The 26,416-nt window shown below is 67.9% G+C and carries 20 protein-coding genes; 8 read left to right on the top strand and 12 right to left on the bottom strand.

Annotated features, from left to right (window positions below; translation table 11 throughout):
• Positions 1 to 44: 44 nt before the first annotated feature.
• Positions 45 to 1,271 (bottom strand): MCE family protein, encoded by a 1,227-nt coding sequence (locus AC4JJG_RS05110; protein ID WP_495399856.1) that lies wholly within the window; start codon positions 1,269 to 1,271, stop codon positions 45 to 47.
• Between the two features lie 294 nt (positions 1,272 to 1,565).
• Between AC4JJG_RS05110 and AC4JJG_RS05105 the strand changes: the two genes are divergently transcribed.
• Both AC4JJG_RS05105 and AC4JJG_RS05100 read left to right on the top strand, forming a co-directional pair.
• Positions 1,566 to 1,850 carry a hypothetical protein gene (locus AC4JJG_RS05105; protein ID WP_495399855.1) on the top strand — a complete coding sequence of 95 codons (285 nt, stop codon included), beginning with the start codon at positions 1,566 to 1,568 and terminating at the stop codon, positions 1,848 to 1,850.
• A gap of 120 nt (positions 1,851 to 1,970) precedes the next feature.
• Positions 1,971 to 2,267: a hypothetical protein gene (locus AC4JJG_RS05100; RefSeq protein WP_495399854.1), complete on the top strand. Its 297-nt coding sequence runs from the start codon at positions 1,971 to 1,973 to the stop codon at positions 2,265 to 2,267.
• Positions 2,268 to 2,555: 288 nt separating this feature from the next.
• Here AC4JJG_RS05100 and AC4JJG_RS05095 read toward each other — a convergent pair whose 3' ends face one another.
• A complete protein-coding gene (locus AC4JJG_RS05095; protein ID WP_495399853.1) occupies positions 2,556 to 5,528 on the bottom strand; it encodes a UPF0182 family protein in 2,973 nt (990 codons plus the stop codon).
• A 119-nt stretch (positions 5,529 to 5,647) separates the two neighbouring features.
• On the opposite strand from AC4JJG_RS05095, the gene AC4JJG_RS05090 reads away from it, so the two are divergent.
• A complete protein-coding gene (locus AC4JJG_RS05090; protein WP_495399852.1) occupies positions 5,648 to 6,175 on the top strand; it encodes a PPA1309 family protein in 528 nt (175 codons plus the stop codon).
• 4 nt (positions 6,176 to 6,179) lie between these two features.
• On the opposite strand, the gene AC4JJG_RS05085 is transcribed toward AC4JJG_RS05090, so the two are convergent.
• On the bottom strand, positions 6,180 to 7,244 hold the full coding sequence (locus tag AC4JJG_RS05085; RefSeq protein ID WP_495399851.1) for a YlbL family protein: 1,065 nt from the start codon (positions 7,242 to 7,244) through the stop codon (positions 6,180 to 6,182).
• Between the two features lie 126 nt (positions 7,245 to 7,370).
• Here AC4JJG_RS05085 and AC4JJG_RS05080 point away from each other — a divergent pair, with 126 nt between their 5' ends.
• From AC4JJG_RS05080 to AC4JJG_RS05070, 3 genes are all read left to right on the top strand, one after another.
• Positions 7,371 to 8,897 carry a zinc-dependent metalloprotease gene (locus AC4JJG_RS05080; protein ID WP_495399850.1) on the top strand — a complete coding sequence of 509 codons (1,527 nt, stop codon included), beginning with the start codon at positions 7,371 to 7,373 and terminating at the stop codon, positions 8,895 to 8,897.
• A gap of 119 nt (positions 8,898 to 9,016) precedes the next feature.
• Entirely contained in the window at positions 9,017 to 9,991 is a 975-nt protein-coding gene (locus tag AC4JJG_RS05075; RefSeq protein ID WP_495399849.1) for a hypothetical protein, read from the top strand.
• A 19-nt stretch (positions 9,992 to 10,010) separates the two neighbouring features.
• Positions 10,011 to 11,321 carry an ABC1 kinase family protein gene (locus AC4JJG_RS05070; RefSeq protein ID WP_495399848.1) on the top strand — a complete coding sequence of 437 codons (1,311 nt, stop codon included), beginning with the start codon at positions 10,011 to 10,013 and terminating at the stop codon, positions 11,319 to 11,321.
• 172 nt (positions 11,322 to 11,493) lie between these two features.
• On the opposite strand, the gene AC4JJG_RS05065 is transcribed toward AC4JJG_RS05070, so the two are convergent.
• The 8 genes from AC4JJG_RS05065 to AC4JJG_RS05030 all read right to left on the bottom strand — a co-directional run bounded on the left by AC4JJG_RS05065 (position 11,494) and on the right by AC4JJG_RS05030 (position 24,328).
• Entirely contained in the window at positions 11,494 to 11,784 is a 291-nt protein-coding gene (locus AC4JJG_RS05065; protein WP_495399847.1) for a WhiB family transcriptional regulator, read from the bottom strand.
• 468 nt (positions 11,785 to 12,252) lie between these two features.
• On the bottom strand, positions 12,253 to 14,322 hold the full coding sequence (locus AC4JJG_RS05060) for an ATP-dependent DNA helicase UvrD2 (RefSeq protein WP_495399846.1): 2,070 nt from the start codon (positions 14,320 to 14,322) through the stop codon (positions 12,253 to 12,255).
• A 61-nt stretch (positions 14,323 to 14,383) separates the two neighbouring features.
• Positions 14,384 to 14,668: a mycoredoxin gene (locus tag AC4JJG_RS05055; protein ID WP_495399845.1), complete on the bottom strand. Its 285-nt coding sequence runs from the start codon at positions 14,666 to 14,668 to the stop codon at positions 14,384 to 14,386.
• Between the two features lie 285 nt (positions 14,669 to 14,953).
• Positions 14,954 to 15,358, bottom strand: a complete 405-nt coding sequence (locus AC4JJG_RS05050) for an SRPBCC family protein (RefSeq protein WP_495399844.1) — start codon at positions 15,356 to 15,358, stop codon at positions 14,954 to 14,956.
• A gap of 33 nt (positions 15,359 to 15,391) precedes the next feature.
• Positions 15,392 to 16,318 (bottom strand): NAD(+) diphosphatase, encoded by a 927-nt coding sequence (gene nudC, locus AC4JJG_RS05045; protein WP_495399843.1) that lies wholly within the window; start codon positions 16,316 to 16,318, stop codon positions 15,392 to 15,394.
• Positions 16,315 to 17,382, bottom strand: coding sequence for a potassium channel family protein (locus tag AC4JJG_RS05040; RefSeq protein WP_495399842.1), 1,068 nt, complete (start codon positions 17,380 to 17,382; stop codon positions 16,315 to 16,317). The genes nudC and AC4JJG_RS05040 overlap by 4 nt, the downstream gene beginning before the upstream one ends.
• A 51-nt stretch (positions 17,383 to 17,433) precedes the next feature.
• The gene (locus AC4JJG_RS05035) at positions 17,434 to 20,802 is read right to left on the bottom strand and encodes an ATP-dependent helicase (RefSeq protein ID WP_495399841.1); all 3,369 of its coding nucleotides are present in this window, start codon (positions 20,800 to 20,802) and stop codon (positions 17,434 to 17,436) included.
• Positions 20,795 to 24,328 carry an ATP-dependent helicase gene (locus AC4JJG_RS05030; RefSeq protein ID WP_495399840.1) on the bottom strand — a complete coding sequence of 1,178 codons (3,534 nt, stop codon included), beginning with the start codon at positions 24,326 to 24,328 and terminating at the stop codon, positions 20,795 to 20,797. Before AC4JJG_RS05030 ends, AC4JJG_RS05035 begins: the two co-directional genes overlap by 8 nt.
• Before the next feature lie 49 nt (positions 24,329 to 24,377).
• Between AC4JJG_RS05030 and AC4JJG_RS05025 the strand changes: the two genes are divergently transcribed.
• Complete coding sequence (locus AC4JJG_RS05025) at positions 24,378 to 25,175, top strand: alpha/beta fold hydrolase (RefSeq protein WP_495399839.1); 798 nt, start codon at positions 24,378 to 24,380, stop codon at positions 25,173 to 25,175.
• Entirely contained in the window at positions 25,175 to 25,498 is a 324-nt protein-coding gene (locus AC4JJG_RS05020) for an MGMT family protein (RefSeq protein ID WP_495399838.1), read from the top strand. Before AC4JJG_RS05025 ends, AC4JJG_RS05020 begins: the two co-directional genes overlap by 1 nt.
• On the opposite strand, the gene AC4JJG_RS05015 is transcribed toward AC4JJG_RS05020, so the two are convergent.
• Positions 25,495 to 26,349 (bottom strand): TIGR02569 family protein, encoded by an 855-nt coding sequence (locus AC4JJG_RS05015; protein ID WP_495399837.1) that lies wholly within the window; start codon positions 26,347 to 26,349, stop codon positions 25,495 to 25,497. The genes AC4JJG_RS05020 and AC4JJG_RS05015 overlap by 4 nt on opposite strands.
• Positions 26,350 to 26,416: the final 67 nt, after the last annotated feature.

Below are 26,416 nucleotides of genomic sequence, written 5' to 3'. Positions count from 1 at the left end.
CAGCGGCAACAGTGTGATGCACGACACCATGAGCAGCGCTCTGATCAGCGCGGATGCACGCCCATCATCGCCGCAAGCTGCGATGCCAGCGGGTTCAGATTGAGTTTGTCGGGGTCCTTCTTGGGATTGTTGTCCCACGGCTGCGCAACGTCCGGGTTCGCGAGTTCGGCGCGGGCCCCGGACCGCACACCGGTCGGATTGCCCACCGGCACCGTGCACTGCGCGTCGGTGTTGAACGGGAAGTCGTCGTACCGGATGTCGAAGGTCGGGTCCTTGTCCTTCATCCGGCGGATCATCTCCGCGGTTCCCTCATAGCCACGCGTGCAGGCCGGCGGATTATTCGTCTCCAGGACCACACCGAAGTGGATCTGACCGTCGCCCGGTGCGGGCGAGTGCGCCCCGGCCGACAACAGACTCAGCATGCTGAACGCCGGCTGGATCGCGAAGGACGTCGGCGCGACCTCGCGGGTGGTCGAGGCGAGGTCCTTGACGACCTTGGTGATGTCGCCACCATGCTCACGCAACAACTTCGAGATCTGCACCGCCGACAACGTCCCCGTCGACAACAACCGCCGCACATCCGGATCCGCCGACACCAACGTCTGCGCCACCAGATCCAGCCCCCGCGCCCACGAACGAATCTCATCCGACTGCGCCGCCTGCGTCCCCAACACCACATTCGAGTTCGCAATCAACGACACCGTCTGCGACAAATTGTCCACACCCGCCGCCGACAACTTCGACAACGCATCCACCAACCGGGTCACATTCTCACCCTGACCGTTGAACGCCTTACCCAACTCCGAGACCACCGTCTGCACATCATCCACCGGAATCGACCCCGTGAAATCAATCGCCGAGGACACCACATCCTCCAACTTCGGCGGCACCGACGACTTCACAATCCGCGACCCATCCCGCAAATACGGACCATCATTCGACGACGGCTGCAAATCCACGAACTGCTCACCGATCGCCGACCGATTCGCCACCACCGCAACCGCCGAATCCGGAATCTTCGGACCACCCGAATCCAGATCCAACGTCACATCCACACCCTTATCGGTGAGCTTCAGCGGGCCGACCCGACCCACCGGCACACCCTGATAGGTGACCTCCGCATTCTCGAAAATGCCGCCGGAATCCGGCATCGACGCGGTGACGGTGTACTTGCCGATACCGACGGCCTTGTCGAGGCGCGCGTAACGAACGCCCGCAAACGCAGTGGCGAGTACACCGACGATCACCACGATCACCAGTTGGATTCGCACCAGTCGTGACAGTGGTGGCACTCCCCGACCCGCCCTTCACGAGGTCTGCGACGCGGCTGCGCCGTCATTACCCTACTGATCGGTAACCTACTCCCACAACGACCGGAAGAACACACTTCGTCCCAGTTATGTCTGTCGTCACGGACCGTTCGCACGCTGGGATTAGTCGCGACCGACGACCCCATGCCGCCGGGTCGTTGGTCCCTGTCGAGCCGCGCCCGACGAGCGGAGGCTGTAAGCGGTAGCCGGTCCGGTTCCGGATCGACACCGCAGCCCGAGCAAGGAGACTTCGTCATGGCCACCCACAGCCCCGCTCCGCGGTCCGACGTCAGCGACCACCCGATGGGCCTGGTCGCCTTCATCTTCGTCCTCTTCGTCATCCCGACCTTGGGTTTCATGGTCACGGGGTTCGCCGAGGGCAATGTCGGGGTCGGCGTTCTGGGGGCGATCGGACTCGTCGCATCGCTCGTCGGCGCGGGCTGGATCTACACGTCGATGGCCCGCACCCTGAAGCACAGCCCACTGCTGCCCGACCTGACGCGCGATGAAGAAGATCGCTATCTCCAGAAATATCGGTGACAATCCGGGGAGCTTCTATACCTCAGGCGGCCGCCCGGCCGCCTGAGATTGACATTTTTGTGACGAAAATCTAATTTGGCGTATCCTGAAGGTACCCACTCATCAAGAGAGGAGGAACCGATGGCATCGCATGTCTCACATGAGAGTCACGGTAACCACCCGATGAGCTTCATCGGGTACCTGTCCCTACTGGCCGGTTTCGCATTCGCAGGACTATGGCTGGTGGCCATGGCCCACGGCGACGCGGGGCCGGCTGTCCTGTTCGGCCTGCTGATGGTCGGGGCGTTCACCACGACCGGCACCATCTTTGTGTCGCTGTCGAACCGCAACCATCACAGCCCGATCCTGCCGGACAACACCACCAGCGAAAAGCGCCGTTACCTGCGCCGCTACCGTCGCACGCCCGTCCGGCGCTGATACAAACCCCGCCGCTGCTGACCGTGTAGCGGCGCCCGAGCGCAGCGAGGCCACCGCGTATCGAGATCCTGCGTGCTGCAGGTGATCTCGATACGCGACCTCGCCTAGCGGCTCGCCCGCTACTCGATCAACGGCAGGGCAGCCCGGCCGCTACTCGATCAACGGCAGGGCAGCCCGGCCGCTACTCGATCAATGGCCGGGCATCTCGCCCGCCATCCGATCAACGGCCGGGCGGCTCGCCAGCCCAAGAACATACGGGTTATGACCCGTTGTTCTTGCGGGGCCGAATCAGTTTCCGCCGGACGCCGATTCGAACTGCTGCGCAGCCTTGTTCAGTCGATCCAGCGCCTCGCCATAGGCCTTGAAGTCACCGCTCGACTGAGCCGTACGCAGCGCGTCGATCGCATCGCTGATCGCCTTCGCGGCGGCCTGCTGTGCCGGCGATGTCGGGGCCTGCGGGTTCGGCGCGGGCTGCGTCGTTCCCTGCTGGCCCGGCTGGGGCTTGGGCTCCTCGCCCGGCTGCTGCGGCACCTCGGCAGCGCGTCCCGGATCGATACCGACCTGGGACAGTGCCTGTGCGGTGGTCGGTGCGTAGCCGATGCGGTTGTTGTAGCGGGTGATCACCCGGAACAACCGCGGGAACGTGGCCTCGCGACCCTGCGCCTGGGCGTACATCGGGACCACGTACAGAATTCCGTTGTCGCCCACCGGAAGTGTCAGGAGATTGCCGAATGTGACGTCGGCGGTGTTCTCGAGACTCTTGCGGCTGTCGGCCACCCGGCTGTCGGTCTGCATCGGGTTGAAGGCCTGCTTGGGGCCATCACGCTGGACGTTCGGTGGGAGTTCTCGAATGGTGATCTTGCCGTAATTGGCGGGATCGTTCGCGACCGTCATGTACGCGGCCAGGATCGGGCGGTTCAGACGCGTCATCACCGACGTGAGCTGGAACGAGGGCTTGCCGTCGATCGGGCTCTTCGCCACGAAGTAGTACGGCGGCTGATCCAGGCCACGTGCCTCCGCGTCGCGCGTCGTCGGGTCCGACGGCACCGACCAGAAGTCATTGGCCTGGAAGAACGTCTGCGGCGACGACACGTGGTACCGCGTCAGCAGGCTGCGCTGGATCTTGAACAAATCCTCCGGGTAGCGGACGTGGTCGAGCAGATCCTGCTTCTTGTCGAGCTCCGACCGCGGCTGCACCGTGCCGGGGAAGACCTTCATCCAGGTCTTCAGCACCGGATCCTGCGCGTCGAACTGATAGAGGCTCACCTTGCCGGTGTAGGCGTCGACAGTCGCCTTCACCGAGTTCCGGACGTAGGAGACCTGCCGGTTGACCTGCGTGCGGCCGGTCTGCCCCTGGTTGAGTTCCTGGGCGTCCTCGGTGGCGTCCTGCAGCGAGGTCCGCTGCGCGTATGGGTACATGTCGAGCGTCGTGTAGCCGTCGACGATCCACTTGATCGACCCGTCGGCCATCACCGCCGGGTAGGTCTTGGAGTCGACGGTCAGCCACGGGGCGGCCTGCTTCACACGGTCCCGCGGGTCGCGGTTGTACAGGATCTTCGAGTTCTTGTTGATCTCACCGGACAGCAGGAAGTTCCGCTCGGAGTACTTCACCGAGTAGAGCAGCCGGTTGAACCAATTACCCACGGACACACCGGATTCGCCACTATAGGTGGACTTCGTCTCCGCGGTGTCGTACTCACGCGGCTGTCCGTTGTCGGAACCGACGATGGCGTAGTCCGGGTCGACCTTGGCGATCAGCTCGCCGAAGTACACGCGCGGCTGCGTCACCTTGATCGGGGCGTTCGCCTTGTACTCCGGGTTCTGGTAGTTGCTGAGGTCGCTCACCAGGAAGTCCGGTTCACCGCCGCCGTCGACACTGTTGTTGTCGTCGGAGACCGCCTCGTTCACCCGATTCGCCGGTGCGGCGACGAACCCGTTGCCGTGGGTGTAGACGAGATGCTTGTTGAGCCAGTTCTGCTGCTGCTCGGAGTAGCGGCTCGGATCGAGTTCACGCAGAGCGACCACGAAGTCGCGGAGCTGGCCGTCGATGCGGTAGCGGTCGAGCGCCAGTTGCGCCGGGAAGCCGTAGAAGTTCTGGCGCTGCTGCACCTGGGTGAAGGCCGGCGAGACGATGTTCGGGTCGAGGATGCGCACGTTGGAGAGCGTGGCCTCGTCGCCGTCGACGGACGCCTGCGTCGGCTCCTTCGCCGTCCAGTCCCGCTGCTTCGTCACCTTGTCGGCGCCGATGCCGTAGGCCTGTTCGGTGGCCTTGATGTTGCGCGAGATGTATTCGGCTTCCTTCTGCGCGGCGTTCGGCTTGACCGAGAACTGCTCCATCACCATCGGCCAGCCGACACCGATCACCAGTGCCGAGAGCACCATCAGCGCGGTGGCCAAGGCCGGAATGCGCAGATCCCGCAACACGATTCCGGCGAAGAACGCGGCCGCACAGATGATCGCGATGGACATCAGGATCAGCTTGGACGGCAGCACCGCGTTGATGTCGGTGTAGCTCGCGCCGGTGAAGATGTCCTGTTTGCGTTCACTGGCCAGCAACGAATACCGGTCGAGCCAGTACGCGACGGCCTTGAGTAGCAGGAAGGTACCGGCCAGCGCAGCCAGCTGCACACGCGCGGCGGTGGTCACCGACGCGCCATTGCCGTTGCCGCCCAGGCGGATTCCACCGAAGATGTAATGCGTCACCAGGTTCGCGACGAAGGCCACGACGACGATGACGAAGAGCACGTTGACGATCAGCCGCCAGAACGGCAGGTCGAAGGCATAGAAGCCGACGTCGAGACCGAACTGCGGATCGGTGATGCCGAACGACTCACCGTGCAGGAAGGTCTGCACGGTCGACCAGGACCCCTGCGCGAACAGTCCGGCGAGCAATCCCACGAGCAGCGCAGGGATCACGGCGAACCACCGCGGACGGCTCATCACCGTGGTGCGATAGCGGGCCAACGGGTCGTTGGGCCCGGCCGGGACGAACACCGGGCGCGACCGATAGGCCATGGCGATCGCACCGAAGACCAGGAGCCCGACCACCAGCGCGGTGACGACGAACAGCCCGATCCGCGTCCACATGATGGTGGAGAACACGCGCGTGTAGCCGAGGTCGGCGAACCACAGCCAATCGGTGATGATCGAGACCAGTCGTGGACCGATCAGGAGAAGCACGAGGATGACGACGCCGATCCCGATGGCGATCTTGCTCCTGCGTGACAGTGTCGGCATTCCGGCCGGCCCGCGTACGCCCACCTATCCACTCCCAAAAGTTCTCAATTCGGACACAGGCCCCCGGGAATCGTCGTGCTGGTCGGGTCTCTGCGATTCGTGTCACCACTGTACTGGTCGCACCACACGGGCAAGATGGGACCGTGACCGAACCCCAGATCCCCCAGGCCGTCGACCTCTCCCCCGATGCCCTGGGCAGCGCGCTCGCGGATATCGCGGCATTCCTGGCATCGACCGGCTGGGATCTGCCCCCGCAGTTGTTCGCGCTGGTCCCGACCGCGGTGCTGGCGCGTGATCAACCGGACATCGTCGATCCCGGGGACACCTCCGAACTCAGTCCGATTGCCCAGGAACCGCTCGCGGGCACGGCGTCGATCGAGTCGACGCTGGCCACGACGAGTTGGCCGCCGATGGTCGTGGGCGCGGCACTGGCCCAGGAGATCGTCGTACTCCCGCCGGGGGCCGTCGACGAACCCGCCGAGGTGTCCGCGGACCATCCGGAGGGCAGGCCCGCACGTCTGATAGCGGGAGCCCTCCGCGACGGCCGTACCCTCGCGCTTCTGCAATTGAGGCCGGAGGCAGGCGACGAAGCGGGTGACCTACGGACGCATGCCGATCTGGCGTCGGATCTGCGTGCGGCCCTGGCGCACACCCTCGATCAGGACGACTGATCGGTCAGCAGCGCGGCACGTCCCGTCCCGCGCCGACGTCGCCGAGCGCGTTGACCGCCGACTGCAGGTTGTCCACCTTCACCAGGGTCAGGCCGTCGGGCGCGTCCGAACGCGCCTCGGCACAGTTGGCCTTCGGCACCAGGAAGACCGACGCCCCGGCATCGCGTGCGGCGCGGGTCTTGTGCGTGATGCCACCGATCGGCCCCACGGTCCCGGAGTCGTCGATGGTGCCGGTTCCCGCGATGAACTTCCCGTGGGTCAGTTCGCCCGGACTGAGCCGGTCGATCACCGCGAGCGTCAGCATCATGCCCGCCGACGGCCCGCCGATGTCCCCGACGTTGTACGAGATCTTCAGTGCCGGATCGGCATTCACGACCGCCGGGGTGACCCCGAGGTAGCCGAGCTTCGGGTCGTCGGGGCGCTTGGCGAGCGTCACCGACACGGTCATCCGCTGTCCGCCCCGCTGGATCTCGATCGGCAGCACGGTGCCCGGGGCCGCGCCACGGACGGTCGACTGGATCTCTTCGGTGGTGGTGACCGGCTTGCCGCCGACCGCGATCAACTGATCGTCGGGGCGGAGTTCTTTGGCGGCCGGCCCCGACGACGCGACCGTCGCCACAACGACCTTCGTGGGGCGCTTCAGGAATCGCAGCGCGGCGGCCGTCGCGCTGGCCTCGGATCCGGTCATGTCCGCGGCGTTCTGCTTCTGGACCTCCTGCGGCGTCTGATCCGGCGGGAACACCCGATCGCGCGGTTCCAGCGAATAGGTGCCGGACAGCCACATGCCCAATGCCTGGAACAGCGACATCCCGTCGGTCACCGACACCGTCGTGAGGTTGAGGTGCCCGGTGGTCGGATCGGTCGGCACACCGGTGATGTCGACGACCGACTTGTTCGCGACCTTGTCGCCGTTGCGGATGTCGACGGAACCCAGGGTGTTGACCGTGGGACCCGGGCCGAGCGCGACGAAGGGCACCTGCACGGTGGTACCGACGACCAGCAACGCCAGGAAGACCAGAGCGGTCACCGCGACGGTGACGATCCGCCGGAGGTTGGGTTGCAGTCTCATGGGGGCCAACAGTAATGGACCCCGCTCCTCCCGATGGGTCCGCGCCCGCCCGGGGGGCCGCGGGACTACGCCGACGGCGAACGGACGAGCCCCCATCCGGAGGACACCGGACGGTACCGTGGAGACATGACTGATCTGCCCTTCGGGTTCTCCCCCTCCGGTGACGGCGACGACGACCGCCGCGATGACGAGGCAGGCCGGGGCAAGCAGGACAAGGGTTCCGGCGACCAGACATCCGGCAACACGGGATCGGGCAACCAGAATCCGGGTGGGGCACAGAATCCCTTCGGTTTCGCGTTCGACCCGTCCGCGCTCGGTGCCGCCGGCATCGACCCGTCGAATCTCGACCCGAACATGTTGGGCCAGATGTTCTCCCAGCTCGGGAGCATGTTCAGCGGCATGAGCGCAGGCATGGCCTCCGGCGGCGGCGGACCGGTGAACTATCAGGTCGCCACGAATCTGGCGCGCCAGCAGATCGGCGACTTCACCCCGGTGCTCGACCGCGAGAACCAGGCCGTCGCCGATGCCGTCCGTCTCGCCGAGGTCTGGCTCGACGAACAGACCACCTTCCCCAGCGGCGTGCGCCAGTCCGTCGCCTGGACGCCGGTGCAGTGGCTGGAGGAATCGCTGCCCACCTGGAAGCGCCTGTGTGATCCGGTGGCACAGCAATTGGCCGGCGCCTGGGAGCAGAACCTGCCGCCCGAGGCCGCACAGTTCGCGGGCCCCATGATGGGCATGCTCACGCAGATGAGCGGGATGGCCTTCGGCACGCAACTCGGCCAGGGACTCGGCCAGCTCGCCAAAGAGGTGCTGACGTCCACCGACATCGGCCTGCCGCTCGCGGCCGAGGGCACCGCCGTGCTGCTGCCCGAGGCGATCGCGACCTTCGCCGACGGACTCGAGCAGCCCGCCCAGGAGATCATCGTGTTCCTCGCGGCCCGTGAGGCCGCCCATGTCCGGCTCTTCACCCACGTCGGATGGCTGCGTCAGCGCTTGCTCTCGACCATCGAGGACTACGCCCGCGGCATCACCATCGACTTCAGCGGTATCGCCGATATGGGCAGCGAGATCGATCCGCAGGAGTTGCTCTCCGATCCGTCGAAGCTCGAGGAGCTGATGGGTTCGGCGGCCTCCTTCGAACCCACCACCACACCCGAGCAGAAGGCCGCACTCGCACGCCTGGAAACGCTGCTCGCCCTGATCGAGGGCTGGGTCGAACAGGTCGTCACCCGTGCTCTGGGTGATCGTCTCCCGAGTGCTGCCGCGCTCACCGAGACGATCCGCCGCCGCCGTGCGTCGGGCGGACCGGCCGAACAGACCTTCGCCACCCTCGTGGGTCTGGAACTCCGGCCCCGAAAGGTCCGTGAGGCATCCGCGCTGTGGCAGCAACTCCTGGAGGCCGGTGACCTGTCGACCCGGGACGGGGTGTGGGCGCACCCGGACCTGATGCCGGACGCCGACGATCTCGACAATCCCGCCGCGTTCATCGACCGGACCATCGGCGGCGGCGCGAGCAGCTTCGACGATCCGATCCGCCAGCTCGAGGAGACCCTCGCGCAGGAACGTGCGGCCAGGGACGACGAGGACACCAAGGACGACGACAAGAAGGACGAGCACAAGAAGGACGAGGGCGGCAGCGAGTCGTCTCGCTGACAACCGGTTGTCGTCGACCTCTGATTGTCGGCATCGCCGCAGTTCACTGCGGTCCAGGCCTGTGGACAACCCGCCCGTGGCAGCCTTCGACGGTTGTCGGGCGCGCCTAGGGTGACCCCATGTCTCCCTCGGTCGGGCTCCCTCTCCTGCGTCCCGGAACTCCGGTTCTCGTCCGGCCCGACAACCGAGTGCACATCGGTGCCGACCCGCATCGCAGCCTGATCATCGACATCCCGGAACCGATTCGTGCGGGCGACGTCGCCGATCTCCTGCTGACCCTGACCGAACCGCGGCGCCGGACGGACCTGCATCGGCGCGCCACCCGTATCGGTCTGTCCCCCGACGATCTGGCCGCCATCATGGAACGGCTGACCCTCGCGGGAAAGACCGTGCCGCGCACCACCGACGGCGACGACCCCCTTCGGATCCGGGTCCACGGGCGCGGCCCACTGGCCGATCTGCTGGCCGTGTCGCTCCCTGATGCCCGGGCCACCGTGCGACGGTCCTCGGTGCGCCCGACCGGCCCGCTCGGCGTGCGGCAGTGGAACGCCAACCTCGTGGTGCTCACCGATTTCCTCGTCCACGACCCCGCCGTCATCACCGCGCTCACCGAGTCGCGGATCGCGCATCTGCCGGTGATGGTCCGGGACGGCGTCGGCTCCATCGGCCCGCTGGTTCTTCCCGGCCTGACCAGCTGTCTCCGATGCGCCGATCTCCATCGGACGCAGCTCGACCCGGACTGGCCGCTGCTGGCCGCCCAACTGGTGCGGCGTCCGGGCTGCGGGAGCAGCGGCGTCGTACGCAGTACCGCCGCGCTGGCGCATGCCCAGATCGAGCAATTGGCGACCACGCTCTCCTCGGAATCGGCGGGCCACCCGCCGGGACTCTCACCCAGCCCCCAGTTGCTCGACCATGCTCTGGAAGTCCACGCGGCCCCCGCGCGGCTGTCGGTCGCCGAACGCCCGCCCCATCCGCTCTGTCGTTGCCGCAGGCCGACCACGCCGATCACGGGCCGACACGACGCTCTGGCCACCGGCGATGTCATGCATTCGACCGGGTCACAGCCGGACTTGAACACCCGTCCTATATCCTGAGGCCCGGGGAAAGGACGCCATGGCTGACATCACTCGGGGGCAAGGCCGCCGTAACGCAAAACTCGCATCTCTTCCCATCGGAATGGCCGGACGGGCCGCCGCCGGTCTGGGCAAGCGCATGGTCGGCAAGGACAAGGACGAGGTCCAGCAGGAGATGCTGGAGAAGGCCGCCGAACAACTGTTCTCCGTTCTCGGGGAACTCAAGGGCGGGGCCATGAAGGTCGGACAGGCCATGTCCATCATGGAGGCGGCCATCCCCGACGAGTTCGGCGAACCGTTCCGTGAGGCGCTCACCAAACTGCAGGCCGAGGCACCCCCGCTGCCGGCCGACAAGGTTCACAAGGTCCTCGATCAGCAACTCGGCACCAAATGGCGCGAGCGCTTCGCCGAGTTCTCCGACGAGCCGGCCGCCTCGGCCAGTATCGGGCAGGTCCACAAGGGGGTGTGGTCCGACGGCCGGGTCGTTGCCGTGAAGGTCCAGTACCCGGGCGCCGATCACGCACTCAAGGCCGACCTGAAGACCCTGTCCCGGATGTCCGGCCTGCTGCAGAAGCTGTCCCCGGGCACCGACGTCAAGGCCATGATGGACGAGCTCATCGACCGCACCGAGGCCGAACTCGACTATCTCGGCGAGGCGGACAATCAGCGTGCCTTCGCGAAGGCCTTCGACGGTGATCCGGATTTCGTCGTGCCGAAGGTCGTCGCCAGCGCACCGAAGGTCGTGGTGTCGGAGTGGCTCGACGGCACCCGCCTGTCCCGAATCATCAACGCCGATCAGAAGACTCGCGACGATGCCGCAGCCCGGATGGCGACCTTCGAGGTCAGCTCGCCGTTCCGGGTAGGTCTGCTGCACGGCGACCCGCATCCGGGCAACTTCTTCATCACCGACGACGGCCGCTTCGGCGTCCTCGACTTCGGGGCCGTGGGCCATTACCCGAACGGACTGCCGCCGGAGACCGGCCCGATTCTCCGCCTGGCCCGCGACAAGAAATACGCCGAACTCAAAGAACTGATGGTGGAGACGGACTTCATCCGCCGGTCGCACGCGGACAAGGTGAATGCCGAGGACATCGAGGCGTACCTGAAGCCGTACGTCGATCCGCTCTACAGCGAGTCCTTCCACTTCACGCGCAAGTGGTTGCAGCGCGCGGCAGGCAAGGCGACCGACGTGCGCGGCGACGTCTACAAGACCTCGCGAAACCTCAACGTGCCCAAGAACTATGTGATGGTCTTCCGGGTCCTCGCGGGCTGCGTCGGCATCGCCTCCCAGTTGGAGGCCAATGCCCCCTACCGCGCAATCATGGAGGAGTGGGTACCGGGCCTCGCCTGAGGTTCCGACACGCTCGCGAGCGGATCTCGATACGGCTGCCTCGCTGCGCTCGGAAGCCTACTCGATCAGCGGGCGGGGCGGGTTTGACCCGTCTACGGGCCGTATCGAGACCGACCACATCGCAAAGAACACGCCGCGAGCTGCTGTTGCTCGCGGCGTGTTCTTGTGCCGGTCATGCGACGGACTTACGTGGCCGGCCACGCGGACGCTTCCGCGCGATCACGGTCCCCCGATCGAAGATCTCGCCACCCCAGACACCCCAGGGCTCGGCTCGATCGATCGCGGCCTGCAGGCAGGCCGTCCGCAGTGGACAGTCGGCGCACAAAGCCTTGGCGCGCTCCAGGTCTCGGGGATCCTCGGCGAACCACAGGTCAGCGTCAGTCACCTGACAGGGCAGGTCCAGTCGGCCGGCGGACGCGAGGTCCGCCTCGAGACAGGACTCGAGGACGCATTCGACGGTCATGCTGTTCTCCACATCTGCTCATTGGTTGGTGTTTCCACCCGAAACCTCGATGTGGTTGAGCCCGAACACCTTTCGTGAACAGCGATGCTGCTGACGGGAGGCGGTCCAGGGATCTCACAACAAAGGCCACGGGTTCGCTTCTGCGATTCGCCCGTGGCCCGAAGAACGGAGTCTGATTACTCCGAAGAACTTCGTCTCTGCACGGGGAACCGCTGCGGCGCTCGTGCCGCCGCTACGCGGTAAGCCATCGGATGGGCACCGGGCTTGGGAGCGCAGGAGCGGAGGCGACCCAGGGTCACGTCACTGGCGATAGCCGCTGGGATGTTGAAGATGCCGTTCATTGATCCGCTCCTTTCCGGTGTCGATGGCTTCCACATGGTGAGGCGTTCCGTCACGGACAAACGGATACCACCCCGTGCTGACGGAATCCAGGGTAAACGCCCGCACGAAGATTGCACAACCTATTTTCTACCTGCGGTTTTGCGACCGGCCGCCGACGACGAGCGCGACGAGTTCGTCGCCGTAGTCATGGAGCTTGGTGGCGCCGATTCCCGGAATGGCGCCGAGCGCCGACAGATCCGCCGGCCGCCGTTCGGCGATCGCGTCCAGCATCGCGTCGGTGAGCACAGCATGTTCGGCGACGTCCCGGCGCTGTGCCCGCTCACGGCGCCACCGGCGCAGATCGTCGACGAGCCCTTCGTCGCGATCTTCGATCCGGCAGCTCGAACAGCGTCTGCGAATACGAGACTCGGGGCTCGTCAGCGTCGTCCCGCACACCACGCAGCGGCCGACGCGTCGCGGGTCGAGGTCGATGCCGTCGAGGAATCGGGTTCGTCGACGTGTGGCCCGTGACGATCCGGAGCGCGACCGGGCCCACGACAGATACAGGTGGACACGCGCCCGGGTGATGCCCACGTAGAAAAGCCTGCGCTCCTCCTCGATCGCGGCCTCCCCGCGTTCGACGGCCTGCGTGATCGGGACCGATCCCTCGGTCAGACCTACCAGGAACACCGCGTCCCATTCCAGACCCTTGGCGGCGTGCAACGAGGCGAGCGTCACCCCTTCCGTGGCGGGGTTCCGGCGCTCGTCGGCTCGCGCGGACAATTCGGAGACCAGACCGGCGAACGTCATCTCCGGGTTCTCGTCGACGACCTGCTCGATCAGTGACATCAACGCGCGCAACGATTCCCACCGGGTCCGCGCCTGCGTTCCGGTGGGCTCCTCGTAGGTGAGTCCCAGCGGCACGAGAACAGCGCGGGCTATGACGGTCGGGCTCGCGCCGGCGGGCAGGTCGTCGCGGGCCGCGGCCGTGTGCAGGTTGCGCAGGGCCTGCTGGATCTCGGTGCGGGTGAAGAATCCGGCGGCCCCGCGCACCTGATACGGGAGTCCCGCCTCGGTCAGCGCCTCCTCGAAGCGCACCGACTGTGCGTTGACCCGGTACAGAATGGCGATCTCGCCGGGTTCCACCCCGGCCACGACGAGATGCTTGATCTGCGCGACCACGCCGGCCGCCTCACGCTGGTCGTCGGCGAACTCGGCCGGACGCGGTGCGGGACCGGATGGACGCTGTCCGACGAGTTCGAGCCGGGTGCCCGGGGCGCGGTCGGTGGCGTGTCCGATGACCTGGTTCGCGAGTGCCACCACCTCCGGGGTGGAGCGATAGTCACGTTCCAGCCGGACCAGTGTCGTCTCCGGATGACGGCGGGTGAAGTCGAGCAGGAACCGCGCCGTGGCACCGGTGAACGAGTAGATGGTCTGATTGGCATCGCCGACGACGGTGAGATTGTCCCGCTCGCCGAGCCACAGGTCGAGCAGACGATGCTGGAGCGGGGTGATGTCCTGATACTCGTCGACCACGAAAAACCGGTACGCCGAACGGAATTCGTCGGCCACGGCGGGATTGTCGGCCAGGATGTCGGCGGTCACCTTGAGGAGATCGTCGAAATCGAGAAGCCGGTCGCCGTCCGGCGAGATCTTCGCGACCTCGTACCAGCTGTACACCTCGGCCACCACGTCCGGAGGCTGCGGCGTCTCCCGTCGTTGCGCGGCGACCTGGGCCGAGTACTGCTCGGGCGTGATCAACGAGGCCTTCGCCCACTCGATTTCGGAGGCGAGGTCACGCACGGTTTCCACGGAATCGTCCAGGCGGGCCCGTCGCGACGCGCGGGCCACCAGCGGCAATTTGTTGTCGAGCAGTTCCCAACTCGCCCCCTGCGGCGCGCGCTGCCAGAAGTAGCGCAGCTGCCGCATGGCCGCGGCGTGAAAGGTCTGCGCAGCGACCGACGGTCCCGTCCCCTCGATGCCGAGAGTTCGCAGGCGCGAACGCATCTCACCGGCCGCGCGTGCGGTGAAGGTGACCGCGAGCACCTGCGGCGGACTCACCTGTCCGCGTTCGACGAGGTGCGCGATGCGGCGGGTGATGGTGCGTGTCTTGCCCGTACCTGCGCCCGCGAGTACGCAAACAGGCCCGATCGGCGCGGTCACCGCCAGCAGTTGCTCGGGATCGAGTCCTTCGAGGGAGGGATGGGGATCGGACACCGGTTCACTATGCCACCGGTCCCCGACAGAATCAGACACCGACAGAGTGCGGGTGGACGGGCTAGAGCCCGAGCTTCTTCTTCACGTCCGTGATCGACGGATTGGTCGCGGTCGTGCCGTCGGCGTAGAGCACGGTCGGTACGACATGATTGCCGCCGTTGACGCTCCCCACGAACTCGGCGGCATCCGGGTTGAGCTCGATGTCGACCTCCTGCCAGGTCAGCCCAAGGCTCTTGAGCCCGGTCTTCAGGCGCGCGCAGTAGCCGCACCAGCTGGTGGTGTACATGGTCAGCTCGCCGGAGTCCGAAACGCGGGCCGAGGCGTCGTCGTCGATCACATTGCTCATGTCACCCATAACAGCATGCGGTGGCGTGGTGTTCCATTCGGCGGTGGGCATGCGATCCCGTGGGCTTGAAGCGCACCACCGATGGCCGAGTCCATCCGGCCGCCGGCATGCGACTCCGTCGGCCTGAAACGCACCACCGCTGGTCGAGTAGGCCGCGAGCGCAGCGAGCCGCCGTATCGAGACCGCCGACCTCATCGAGGGTGATCTCGATACGGCTGCCTCGCTGCGCTCGGGAGCCTACTCGATCAACGGAAAGGCGACTTGTCCGTCGGGACGGATGCTCGATCAGCGGGAGGGTGATTCGGCCTCGACGAGGTCACGCAGCATGGCCAGATCGCGGGCCACGGCGGCCGTGTCGCGGGCGAATTCGTCGTCGGAGAGATCACGTTGCCGGATGGTGAAGACGACCTCCGCACCGTCGGGATGGGCGATGACGCGCACCGGATTGGCGACGGTCTCACCGTTGGGCAGACGCACGTCGTGATCGATGATCCCGAACCGGTTCCTGGGCACGAAGGTCACGGTGACCTGTCCCATCGGCGAATCGATGATCAGACTGTCGCCGTCCCGGGTCACCTCGCTACGGGCAAGTCCGGCAGCCCATTTCGGGAGGTTGTCGGGGTCGGCGGCGAACTCGTACACCGTCTCCGGTGCCGCACGCACCACCTGGCTGACGTGATTGCTGACCATGAACGGGCCTTCTCGTCGGGGAGTCGATCCCCGTCAAGCGTACGCCCAGGCCGAGATGATGGCCCGGGCGATCGAGATCGAACCGGGCAGTCGCAGACGCCTGCCGTCGGCCGCGGTCCCGACCGCGCCGTCGCCACGGATCCACTCGCCGCCTTCTTCGAGGGCGTCTATGACCTCCGCACGTTCGAACCAGATGGCATCCCCGATCTCGCCGTCCAGGAACCGCAGCGGTTCCGACGGGTCGCCGAGTGCCGCGAAGCCGAGCATCAGTGAGCGCGGGAACGGCCAGGGCTGGCTGCCGAGATAGCGCGGCTCGGTGACGGTGATGCCGACTTCCTCGTGTACCTCACGAATCACGCACTGTTCCAACGACTCCCCGGGCTCCACGAAGCCCGCGAGGGTCGAATACCAGCCATCGGGCCACACCGACTGCCGACCGAGCAGAATACGGTCGGCACCATCGTGCACGACAGTGATGATCGCGGGATCCGTGCGCGGGAATTCGTCGGAGCCGCCATCCGGATTCCGGCGCACCCAGCCGCCCCGCGCCGGCACCGTCGGAGATCCGTCGACGGGCGAGAAACGAGCCGCCGCATGCCAATTGAGGATGCCGAGCGATGTGGCGAGCAGACCGGCGGAGTCCTCGTCGAGGCCATGGCCACCGCGTCGCGGATCGTCGGTGGGACCGTCGAGATGGTCGACCCGCTGCGTCCACCGGTCGACGCCCTCGTACACGCCGAGGAAGACCGCGTCGGCCGGCGGTTCGGCCGCCACGTCGACGGCGGCCTGCCAGTGCAACCCACCCCCATCGGCGACGGGGTACCGCCCGTTTCCGTCGATGAGCAGCACACGCGCGGACGCCCAGCCCGCGGCGGCCCGCGACGGGTCGTCGCGGACCTCGTCGGCCCGGTCGAACGTCGCTCGGGACAGCAGGGGCGGGCTACTCAGTTCGAAGGTCATTCCGACTGCCCCTTGCGGACGTACAGAAGACGGTCGCCGACCTCGATCTGCTCGACCTCGACGTCGTCGACACGGTGCAGGACGCCGTCACGCACCACGCCGAGCACGATGTCGCGGGTGTGTGCGGGCGAACCCCCGGTCTCGGTCGGGTCCACCTCACGCTCGGCGATGGCGTACCCGGCGTCCGGCGTCAGCAGATCCTCGATGACCTCCACCACCGACGGCGTGATGGTCGCGATACCGAGCAACCGGCCCGCGGTCTCGGAGGAGACGACCACCGAGTTCGCGCCGGATTGCCGCATCAGATGGGTGTTCTCTGCTTCCCGGATGGACGCGACGATCTTCGCGCGCGGGTTGATCTCGCGGGCGGTGAGGGTGGCCAGCACCGCGGTGTCGTCACGGTTGGCGGCGACGATGATGCTGTTGGCGTGCGCGACACCGGCCAGACGCAGCACATCGGATTTGGTGGCGTCGCCGCGCACGGTCACGAGACCGTCGGCGGCCGCGGCCTCCAGGACGGCGGGGTCGGCGTCGACGATCACGATCTCGCTCGGCTTGGCGCCGTCGCCGATCATCGCGTCGACCGCGGTGCGGCCCTTGGTGCCATAGCCGATGACGACGGTGTGGTTACGCACGCTGTTCCTCCAACGCTGAATCTTGAGCGCCTGACGAGACCGTTCGGTCAGTACCTCCAGTGTCGTACCGATCAGGACGATCAGGAACAACACGCGCAGCGGGGTGATGATGAGCACGTTCATCAGACGTGCTCCCGGGGTGATGGGGGTGATGTCGCCGTATCCGGTGGTCGACAGCGTGACCGCCGAGTAGTACAGGGAATCCAGGAACGACAGCGGATTCTCCTGCGCGTCGCGGTATCCGCCACGGTCCGCGTAGACGATGAGGGCCGTCGAGAACAACGCGATGATCGCGAAGACCACTCGTTTGCCGATGGCGCGGCCGGGGCTCGCCTGCAGTTCGGGGATGCGGACGACGCCCACGAGCGCATGGTCGGGGCGTTCCGACAGCGCTTCGGACCGGAGTCTCCGGGTGAGACGGGACTTCACAAGTCTTTGACACTAACCCATCGGGCCGTGTTACCGGCGGTGGCGCGAAGGTCAGGTGGCCAGGAGTGCGGCGAGCGCCTCGGCATCGGGCAGGTCGTCGGGTTCCAGCGTGTAGTCGGAACGGACGTAATGGAATGCCGCGCGAACATGATCGAGCGGCACACCCGCGAGTTGCGCCCACGCGATCCGGTAGGCGGCCAGCTGGACGAACAGCGATTCGCGGCGGTCCGCGTCCGGCACCGAGCCGGTCTTCCAGTCGACGACCAACCAGCGGTCTCCCGGTTCGGCGAACACCGCGTCGATCCGGCCGCGGATGACGGTCGGTCCGATCACCGTCTCGAAGGGGACCTCCACCTCGGTGGGACTTCGCTGCGCCCACCGGGACCCCAGGAACGCCTCGCGGAGGCGCTCGAGATCGGTGTCCGGCGCGGCGGATGCGTCGGCGGCGCCGGGCAATTCGTCGACGTCGAGCAGCCGTGTGGCCCCGAACCATCGCTCCACCCACGCATGGAAGGCCGTCCCGCGCCGGGCCGTCGGATTCGGCTGATACGGCACCGGTCGCCGGAGCCTGCGCGCGAACGCCATCTCGTCGGCATCGAGTTCGACGAGCTGGCTGACCGACAGGTGCGCGGGCAGTTCGACGTCGACGAGCACCTGATTGCTCCGGTGGTGTTCGTCGAGCAGTGCGGCCACCTCCGACCGCCAGGCGACGATCTCCGGGTCGTCGCCGGCTCCGTCGTCGCCGGCATCGTCGGTGCCGAGGTCGTCGAACAGGGCGGGCGCATCCCGGCCTGCGATGGCGTCGCGGACCATGTCCGCGGCCCGTTCCACCGCGGGACGCCGGGCGCCGAGCAGATCCCGGGGCCACGGTTCGCTGATGATGTGTTCGGCCAACGGGTTCGGCGCGCCGTCCTCGGGCTCGGGTGCGTCCACGTCGATGGTCATGCCGTCCGAGTCGATCTCGGGGTCGGCGATGTCGGCGGCGACCAGCGCATGCAACTCGTCGAAGAACTCCGAACCGCCGCGCGGCTTCTCTCCGGTCTCCGACCAGTGATGGGCGGAGATCAGCAGCGACTTCTTGGCGCGGGTGAGGGCCACGTACAGCAACCGGCGATCTTCCTCGAGCCTGCGGGCGGCGATGGCCTCTTTGTGTTCGGTGAGAGCGGTTTCGAGTTCCTTCCGGTCGGCCACCGCGTGCAGATCGAGCGCCGGAAACCCCTCGGTGTCACCGGGTTCGCCGGTGACCAGGTCACCACGTAGCGCCGCGGGCAATTCCTTGGCACTGCCCAGCCAGGTGGAGTCGGCACGGCCGCCGGGGAAGATCCGTGTGCACAGGTGCGGCAGGACCACGACGTCCCATTCGAGTCCCTTGGCCGCATGCACCGTGAGGATCTGCACACGCTGCTCCGCGACCTCGATACGGCCCGGTTCAAGTCCCTTCTCGATGGTTTCCGCGGTGTCCAGAAAGGCCAGCAGCCCAGGCAGATTCGCGCCCGGACGATCGGCGTACGCCGTCACGTACTCCGCGAAGGCGTCCAGGTGTTCACGCCCGGTGATCGCCCCGCGCATCCGGTGCGCCCGGATCTGCGCCTCCACCGCGACGCCGATGGTGTGTTCGACGTCGGCGACGAGTTCGGGCAGCGGTTGCCCGATGCGCCGCCGTAGGGACTCGAGCTGCCCGCCGAAGGCGCGGATACGCGCGAATCCGGTGTCGCTGTAGTTCTGCGGGTCACCCGGATCGACGAGCGCGTCGGCGATACCGGCACGGTCGACCACCTCGGTCGGCAGGACCGCGTCGAGCGCGGCGTCGAGTTCTTCGCGGGATGCCACCACACCGGCCGCCGCCCGGTACTGCTCGGCCGCGAGTTCGGTGGCACGGCGCCAGAGCGCCGCGAGGTCTCCCGCACCCAATTGCCATCGCGCGCCGGTCAGCAGGCGCATCGCGGCCGTGCCCGCCATCGGGTCGGCGATCAGGCGGAGCATCGCCACGATGTCCTCGATCTCCGGCACATGCAACAACCCGCCGATGCCGACGACCTCGGCCGGAATGCCGCGGCGCTCGAGTTCGGCGGCGAGCGGCGCCGAATCCTCGTTGCGGCGCACCAGGATCGCGGTGGTCGGCGGAGCGACCCCGGCGGCCTCCGCGTCGCGGTAATGCCGTTCGACGTGATCGGCGATCCAGGACCGCTCGTCGACCACGGTCTCGGTAAGTGCGAGATCGACTGTGCCACTAGGCGCATCGGGTCGCGGACGCAGCACGCTCACCGGGATGCCCCGCCGTCGGAGTTCCTCCGATCCCGCATTGGCGAGCCGTAGTGCGGACACCGAGTTCCGCCAACTGGTCAGCAATTCCAGACGCGCGGCGGGACTGCCGTCGGAGCGTCGGAAATCTCCCGCGAACCGCGGCAGGTTGGCCGCCGATGCACCGCGCCAGCCGTAGATCGACTGGATCGGGTCGCCGACCGCGGTCACCGCCACGGCCGGTGTCCGCCTGCCACCGAACAGCGCGGCCAGCAGGATGCGTTGCGAATGCCCGGTGTCCTGATATTCGTCGAGCAACACCGCCTTGAACGCGGATCGTTCGGCGGCAACGACTTCCGGGTTCCGGGTCACGAGCCGTGCCGCCAGGGACATCTGACTGCCGAAATCGAGGGCGGTGGCCGCACGCATCGTCTCGGCCAGCGCCTCCACGATGGGGATGAGTTCTCGCCGCTCATCGATGACGGCCTGCACCTTCAGCAGTTCCTGCGTGGGGGTGTCACGTTGCCGTGGCCCCTTCGGCAGGGTGTCGACGAGCGAGTACAGGTCATCGCCGGCGCGACGGAGATCGTCGGTGTCGACGAGGTGCTCGGCCATCTCCCCGTACAGCTTCAGGACGGCCTCGGTGACGCTCGCGGGCACCTTCGTGGTGGTCAGTTCACCGGTCCAGTTCGCGACGACCGAGAAAGCCATCTGCCACAGCTCGGTTTCGGACAGCAGCGTCGAACTCGGTTCCACCGGGAGCAGCAGCCCGTAGTCGGCGATCAACCGGCCCGCGTAGGCGTGATAGGTGCTCACTTCGGGATCGCCGCCGTTGAGTCGAGCGGCGACACTGCCGTCGACGTCCCAGTTCCGCAGTGTCGGTGAACCGGCCAGCATCGACAGGCGCCGCCGGATGCGTGCCCCCAACTCGCTGGCGGCCTTGCGGGTGAAGGTCAGGCCCAGGATCTCGTCGGGGGTGACGTAGCCGTTGGCGACGAGCCACACCACCCGTGACGCCATCGTCTCGGTCTTCCCCGCGCCCGCGCCCGCGACGACCAGCATCGGTTCCATCGGCGCCTCGATGACCGCCACCTGCTCCGGGGTGGGCGGCGGAAGCCCGAGGGCGGCGGCCAGCGACAGCGCGGATACCGTCGGTCTGCCGGTCGCGAGGTCAGTCATCGATCACCGACTTTCCCCGTAGCTGTGCCGGACAACTCGTGGCGAGTGTGCAGTGCCCGCACCCGGGGTTACGTGTGGCCGTGTAGACCGGACCGATGCTTGCTCGAGCGGCATTGCGCACCACGGCAATCCACTCATCCACGGTCTCCGGGGTCAGCGCGTCCTGGACACGTTCGGCGGCCCCGGTGGTGCGATTCGCCGAGGACACGTACACCAGCCGTCCGCCACCCGGTTCCGCCGCCCCGAGGTCGGGAACGCCGCCCAGCGCGAGGGCCAGCTGATAGGTGGCCAGCTGGGCGTGTTCCTGCGCATCGGCCTTGGTGATGGCGCTCTTCGCCGTCTTCACATCGACCACCACCGGCCTGCCCTGCGCATCCTGCTCCAGCCGGTCGATCCGGCCCCGCAGACGCACGGCGACGTCGTCGGCGGCGTCGGCGGGAACCGTGGCGTCGATGTCGGCTTCGACCCCGTACTCGGTCAGCTCGTCGCGTGACATGCGCAGCCAGTCGCGGAAATTCGTCAGCATCCCCTCGGCGCGTTCGAGTTCACGCACCGAATACCAGCCCGCGCCCGTGTCCACACGGTCCCAGATCCCCCGCAGTGCCGCGGTCACCTCGGCCGGATCGATCTGTCCGGCCACCGCCTGCACGAGTGTGTGCACGAGGGAACCGGTCAGTGCCGGGGTGCCGTCGCCGTCACGGCCACCATGACGTTCCAGCACCCACCGCAGTGAACAACGGCTCAGCGCTTCGACATTCGACGGCGACAGGCTGACCGGTCCGCGATCCGGCGTCCACAGCGGATCGTCGACGCTGGCGCCGCCGAGGCCGAACCAGTCCTTCGGCGCCGCGCCGGGGATATCCGAATCAGCCAGCTGCGCAAGCAGTTCGGCCGCCGCCCTGGTCCGTGCCACGGTGCGCTCGTCGGCGTCGTCGCCGGCCGCCGCGCCGGCGACCACCGCGGATCTCAGGGTGGCGATCAGCGACGGCAGCGACAGCACCCGATCGACGCCCGGATCGATGGGCAGGTCGGGCAATGATTCGCCCTGCTCGTCGACGACCTCGTCGACATGGCCGCGGGAGGCGGCCAGCGCGTCGGCGATCTCCCCGACAAATCTCGATGGCGACGCATCACCGCTGCCGTCCTCGACCGCAGTGATGAGCAGTCTGCGCCGCGCGCGCGTGCACGCGACGAGCAGCAACCGCCGTTCGTCGGCGAGCGCAGCCGACGTCCTGGCCACGGTGTCGAGCGCCTCCGGATCCATGCCGTCGAGCAGGTCGACCAACTGTCCGGTCGCCAGCACACTGCCCCGGCTGCGCAGCGATGGCCACAGACCGTCGAGCACCCCGGCGACCGCCACCACATCCCATTCGCGGCCCGCCGCCGCATGGGCGGACAGGACCGTCACCGCTTCGGCGGCCGCACCGGGTACCCGGCTGTCGCGCGGGATCTGCAGGGCCGACAGGTGCCGGATGAAACCCGCGGGTCCGGCGGCGGGCAGGGTGTCGGCGAAGTTCCCGGCCGCCTCGAACATCGCGATCACCGCGTCGAGGTCACGGTCACACTGTTCACCGGCCGGTCCACCGCGCAACGCCGTCGACGCCCAGCGCCGTTCCAGGCCGCTGGCCTGCCACGCCGCCCACAGCGTTTCCTCGACGCCGCGCTGCTGCTCGTCGGCGCGGGCCGCCGCCCCCACCACGTCGAGAACCCGCGCCAGCGGGCGCGCCTCGGCGTCGGTGAGCGCCTTCAGATAGCGTTGCGCCACAAGCGGATCGAGGATGGCCCGCCGGAGCGCGAGCAGGGAGTCGGTGGCCTCTCCCCCGGTGCCGCTGCGCTCATCGAGCCGTCGCACACCTCGTCGCAGTCGCCGCATCGCACCGGGATCGGCGCCACCGATCGGTCCGGACAGCAGCGTGACGGCGTCCTCGACCGTGAAGTACTCACCCGACGGGTCCGGGTCGCCGGACTCCCCGTCGGTGGTCAGTCCCCGGGCCACCACCACCCGCAGCACCAGCAGGAGTGCGACCACCGCCCGCTGGCGGTGCAGCGGCAGATCCGAGGTGGGTGTGGTCACCGGCACGCCCGCGGAACGGAACGCCCGGCGCAGAGCCGGCAGCGCGAGAGACACCGAGCGGACGATGACCGCCATCCGCGACCACGGCACCCCCGAGAACAGATGCGCGCGCCGCAGCAGGTCGGCCACGGCGGTGGCCTCCTTGGCCGAGGATGTGAACACCCGCACCTCGGCGCCGTCGAGCGGATCGTCGGTGGAGGTGTCCGGGTCGTCGACGGGTGCCGGGTACCGGTGTGGACGGGCGCCCGGCAGGCGCGCGGCGATCGACGCGCCGACGGTGACGATCTCCGGATGATTCCGCAATGCGGTGTCCAGCACCACATCCCGGTCGTCGCCGGGCTCGGCGAGATCGTCGGCGAACCGGGGACTCGCGCCGCGGAAGGAGAAGATCGACTGATCGGTGTCGGCGGCGATGATGGTCGAATCGGTGCCGGTACCGATCAGCTCGACGAGTTTCGCCGCCTGGGGATCGAGATGCTGCGCGTCGTCGACGAGGACGTGTCTGATCCTCTTCCGTTGTGCGGCAAGGAGTTCCCGATCGGTGGCGAAGGCCGACAGCGCCGAACCGACGAGTTCGGCCGCGTCGACCGCCGGCGCGGAGGCGCCCGGCGAATCCGCGCCCACCGATCCGCGGAGCAGCATGTTCTGCTCGTACTGCGCGTAGGCGCGGCCGGCGGCGACCCACTCGGGACGATCGTGCCGCGCACCGAGTTCGGCGAGTTCCTCCGGTCCTGCGCCACGCTCGGCAGCACGCATCATGAGGTCGCGCAGGGCCTGGGCGAACCCGTCGGTCCCCAGCGCGGGACGCAGGCGCGCGGGCCAGTAGTCGGCGCCGTCCTCGATGTCGCCGGCCAGGAGTTCCCGCAGGACCACATCCTGCTCGGACCCGGTGATCAGCCGCGGCGGCGGATTGCCGTGTGCCGATGCCTGCAACCGGAGCACCGCGAACGCATAGGAGTGCACGGTGCGGACCAACGGTTCCCGCAACGCGCGTCCACCCCCGTCACCGTCGGACGCGGACAGCACCCGCCGGGTGATCTCCTCCCGCAGGGCGGCGGCCGCGCGCCGGGACGCCGCGAGCACGAGCACCGACTCCGGATCGACATCGGTGCGCGTGAGCCGGGCGACGGCGGCATCGACGATCAGTGACGTCTTGCCGGTGCCGGGACCGCCATGAACACGTACCGGAGCCCAGGGGCGCATCGGGTCGCCCGCACCGACCGTCCCGTCGATCACGGCCTGCGCGTGCGACGGCCATACACGCGACTCGTCGCCCGCCGACCGCGCCGCGATCAACTGGGTCCGCAGTGCGGTCTCGCCCCGCGGCTGATAGTCGATCAGCCGCCCCTTCCTGCCCGCGGATTTCTTGGCGGCGGCCTTGGTGCCCGTGGCCTTCCTGCCTGCGCCCCCGGTGCCTTTCCCCGTTGTGCGGGGGTCGGTTCCGGACGTCATGTGTCCATGGAAGCACGTCACACAGACAACCATGCGGCAGGATGGATTCATGACGACCTTGCACACCACCGTGTACGGCCCGGACGCCGACGCCGCCCCCACTGTTCTCGCACTCCATGGCCTCACCGGGCACGGCAGCCGCTGGGCGGCGCTCGCCGAGGAACAGTTGCCCGACGTCCGGATCGTCGCGCCGGACCTGCTGGGCCACGGTCGGTCGCCGTGGACACCCCCGTGGTCGTACGAGGCGAACCTGGACGCCCTGGAGCAGGTTGTCGACGACTACATCCCCGAGGCCGCCCGGCCCTTCGTCATCGTCGGCCATTCCTTCGGCGGCGGCCTGGCGGTCCGGCTCGCACAGCGGCTCGGGTCGTCGGTGGCCGGGCTGCTGCTGCTCGACCCGGGTCAGGGCGTGAACCCGGAGATGGCGCTGCAGGTCGTCACCGCGGGTCTCGAGCACTGGGGATATCCCGATGCCGGCGCGGCACGCGAGGGCAAGCGGGCCGAAGGGTGGAGTGAGGTGCCGGATCGGTTGCTGGACAAGGAGATCGAGGAACATCTGGTCGATCTTCCGGACGGTCGCGTCGCATGGCGCGTCTGCGCACCGGCGGCCGCCACGGCCTGGAGCGAACTCGCGCGGCCCTTCGAGGTGCCACCCGCCGGACTGCCCACCACGGTCATCGTCGCCGCACGTGTCCAACCACCCCTCGTCGGCGCCGATTTCCGCGCCGCCTGCCCGGACTCCGTCGAGTTCATCGAGGCCGACTGCGGGCATATGGTCCCGCTCCTCGAACCCGAGCTGTGCGCACGCTCGATCCGGTCGCTCATCGAGTCGTCGCGCGGGGCCTGATGGCGAAGGTGACCGAGGAGGACGTGGAGGCCGTTCGCGCCCTCATCGCCGCGATCCCCGTCGGTCGCGTCACCACCTACGGCGATCTGGCCGCCGCCGTCGGACTGTCCAGCCCACGGATCGTCGGCTGGATCCTGCGCACCGACTCCGCCGACCTGCCGTGGTACCGGGTCGTCCCGGCGTCGGGCCGTCCCGCCCGATCCGTCGCCGGGCGGCAACTCGAACATCTTCGCGCCGAGGGCATCCTCGCCGATGACGGCCGGATCCCGCTGCGGGAACGTCGCTGGACGCCGGTCGTCGACGGTCCGGATACGACGGACTAGACCATCAGGCGCACGAGTTCGACGACTCGCTCCAATCCGGGTAGCGCGCCCGCGGTGGCCCGCGGATGCAGCGCATGCACACCGAGCCGGAACATGGTGGCGCGCAACATCATCTGCGGCCACTCGGGCTGATCGGACCAGCGATGCACCAGGTCTTCGTCGGCGCCGCCCCAGGCGAGGGAGTCGACCACCACGACGGCGGATGCCCAGGACGCGGGGCGCCAGTACGGCACGATGTCGGTGATGCCGGGGGCCGCGGCACCCGCGAAGAGCACGGTGCCGAACAGGTCTCCGTGCACCACCTGCGACGGCAGGTTCACCGGTTTGCGTAGCGTCGCAAGAGTTTTCAGCATCGCCACACTGGCGACACCATCGGGTGAGGTCGGCTCGGACATTCCGGCGGCGCGCGCCGTACGCAGTGGCACGTCCTCCCACGCGGCGCGGTCGGCGGCGGTGAACACGTCGACATCGGTATGCGGCGGAGCAGGCGACTGCAACAGGAAGCGTGGGCGTTCCAGCCCGGCGATGGCGGCGTGCAGACGATCGGCGACGAGCACCACCTCGTCATGCCGGGGCTCCGGGGTACCCGCGATATAGGTGTCCGCCCGCCATCCGGAGACCACATAGCGTCCGTCGGTGGCCCGGAACGGCCGCGCCACCCGCAGCCCGTCGACGTACAGATTCTCACGCACCTGCGCCGACCAGGCGGCCCGCGCATGATCGGGCACCAGGGACAACACGACCTCGCCGACGCGCCAGCCACCGATCCAGGACTCCCCCATGGCGATCGGCGGGTGTGCGGTCAGCCCGAACGTGTTCAGCACATGTTCGGGTGGCTCGAGCGTGTTCACGTCTGCAGAGATTACCGATCGTCCCAGGCAAAACACGGGAGCGACGCGGTCCCCCGCCACTACGGTC

It is taken from the genome of Gordonia sp. B8661-1 (assembly GCF_059427765.1).
This window is presented reverse-complemented; position numbering and strand designations above follow the sequence as displayed.

Excerpts from the sequence above, each read along its gene's own strand:
- AC4JJG_RS05055 (WP_495399845.1), bottom strand. The coding sequence starts at position 14,668 with ATGAGCAATGTGATCGACGACGACGCCTCGGCCCGCGTTTCGGACTCC.
- AC4JJG_RS05030 (WP_495399840.1), bottom strand. The coding sequence starts at position 24,328 with ATGACGTCCGGAACCGACCCCCGCACAACGGGGAAAGGCACCGGGGGC.
- nudC (WP_495399843.1), bottom strand. The coding sequence starts at position 16,318 with ATGACCTTCGAACTGAGTAGCCCGCCCCTGCTGTCCCGAGCGACGTTC.
- AC4JJG_RS05025 (WP_495399839.1), top strand. The coding sequence starts at position 24,378 with ATGACGACCTTGCACACCACCGTGTACGGCCCGGACGCCGACGCCGCC.
- AC4JJG_RS05075 (WP_495399849.1), top strand. The coding sequence starts at position 9,017 with ATGTCTCCCTCGGTCGGGCTCCCTCTCCTGCGTCCCGGAACTCCGGTT.
- AC4JJG_RS05035 (WP_495399841.1), bottom strand. The coding sequence starts at position 20,802 with ATGACTGACCTCGCGACCGGCAGACCGACGGTATCCGCGCTGTCGCTG.
- AC4JJG_RS05065 (WP_495399847.1), bottom strand. The coding sequence starts at position 11,784 with ATGACCGTCGAATGCGTCCTCGAGTCCTGTCTCGAGGCGGACCTCGCG.
- AC4JJG_RS05085 (WP_495399851.1), bottom strand. The coding sequence starts at position 7,244 with ATGAGACTGCAACCCAACCTCCGGCGGATCGTCACCGTCGCGGTGACC.
- AC4JJG_RS05080 (WP_495399850.1), top strand. The coding sequence starts at position 7,371 with ATGACTGATCTGCCCTTCGGGTTCTCCCCCTCCGGTGACGGCGACGAC.
- AC4JJG_RS05100 (WP_495399854.1), top strand. The coding sequence starts at position 1,971 with ATGGCATCGCATGTCTCACATGAGAGTCACGGTAACCACCCGATGAGC.
- AC4JJG_RS05020 (WP_495399838.1), top strand. The coding sequence starts at position 25,175 with ATGGCGAAGGTGACCGAGGAGGACGTGGAGGCCGTTCGCGCCCTCATC.
- AC4JJG_RS05105 (WP_495399855.1), top strand. The coding sequence starts at position 1,566 with ATGGCCACCCACAGCCCCGCTCCGCGGTCCGACGTCAGCGACCACCCG.
- AC4JJG_RS05070 (WP_495399848.1), top strand. The coding sequence starts at position 10,011 with ATGGCTGACATCACTCGGGGGCAAGGCCGCCGTAACGCAAAACTCGCA.
- AC4JJG_RS05050 (WP_495399844.1), bottom strand. The coding sequence starts at position 15,358 with ATGGTCAGCAATCACGTCAGCCAGGTGGTGCGTGCGGCACCGGAGACG.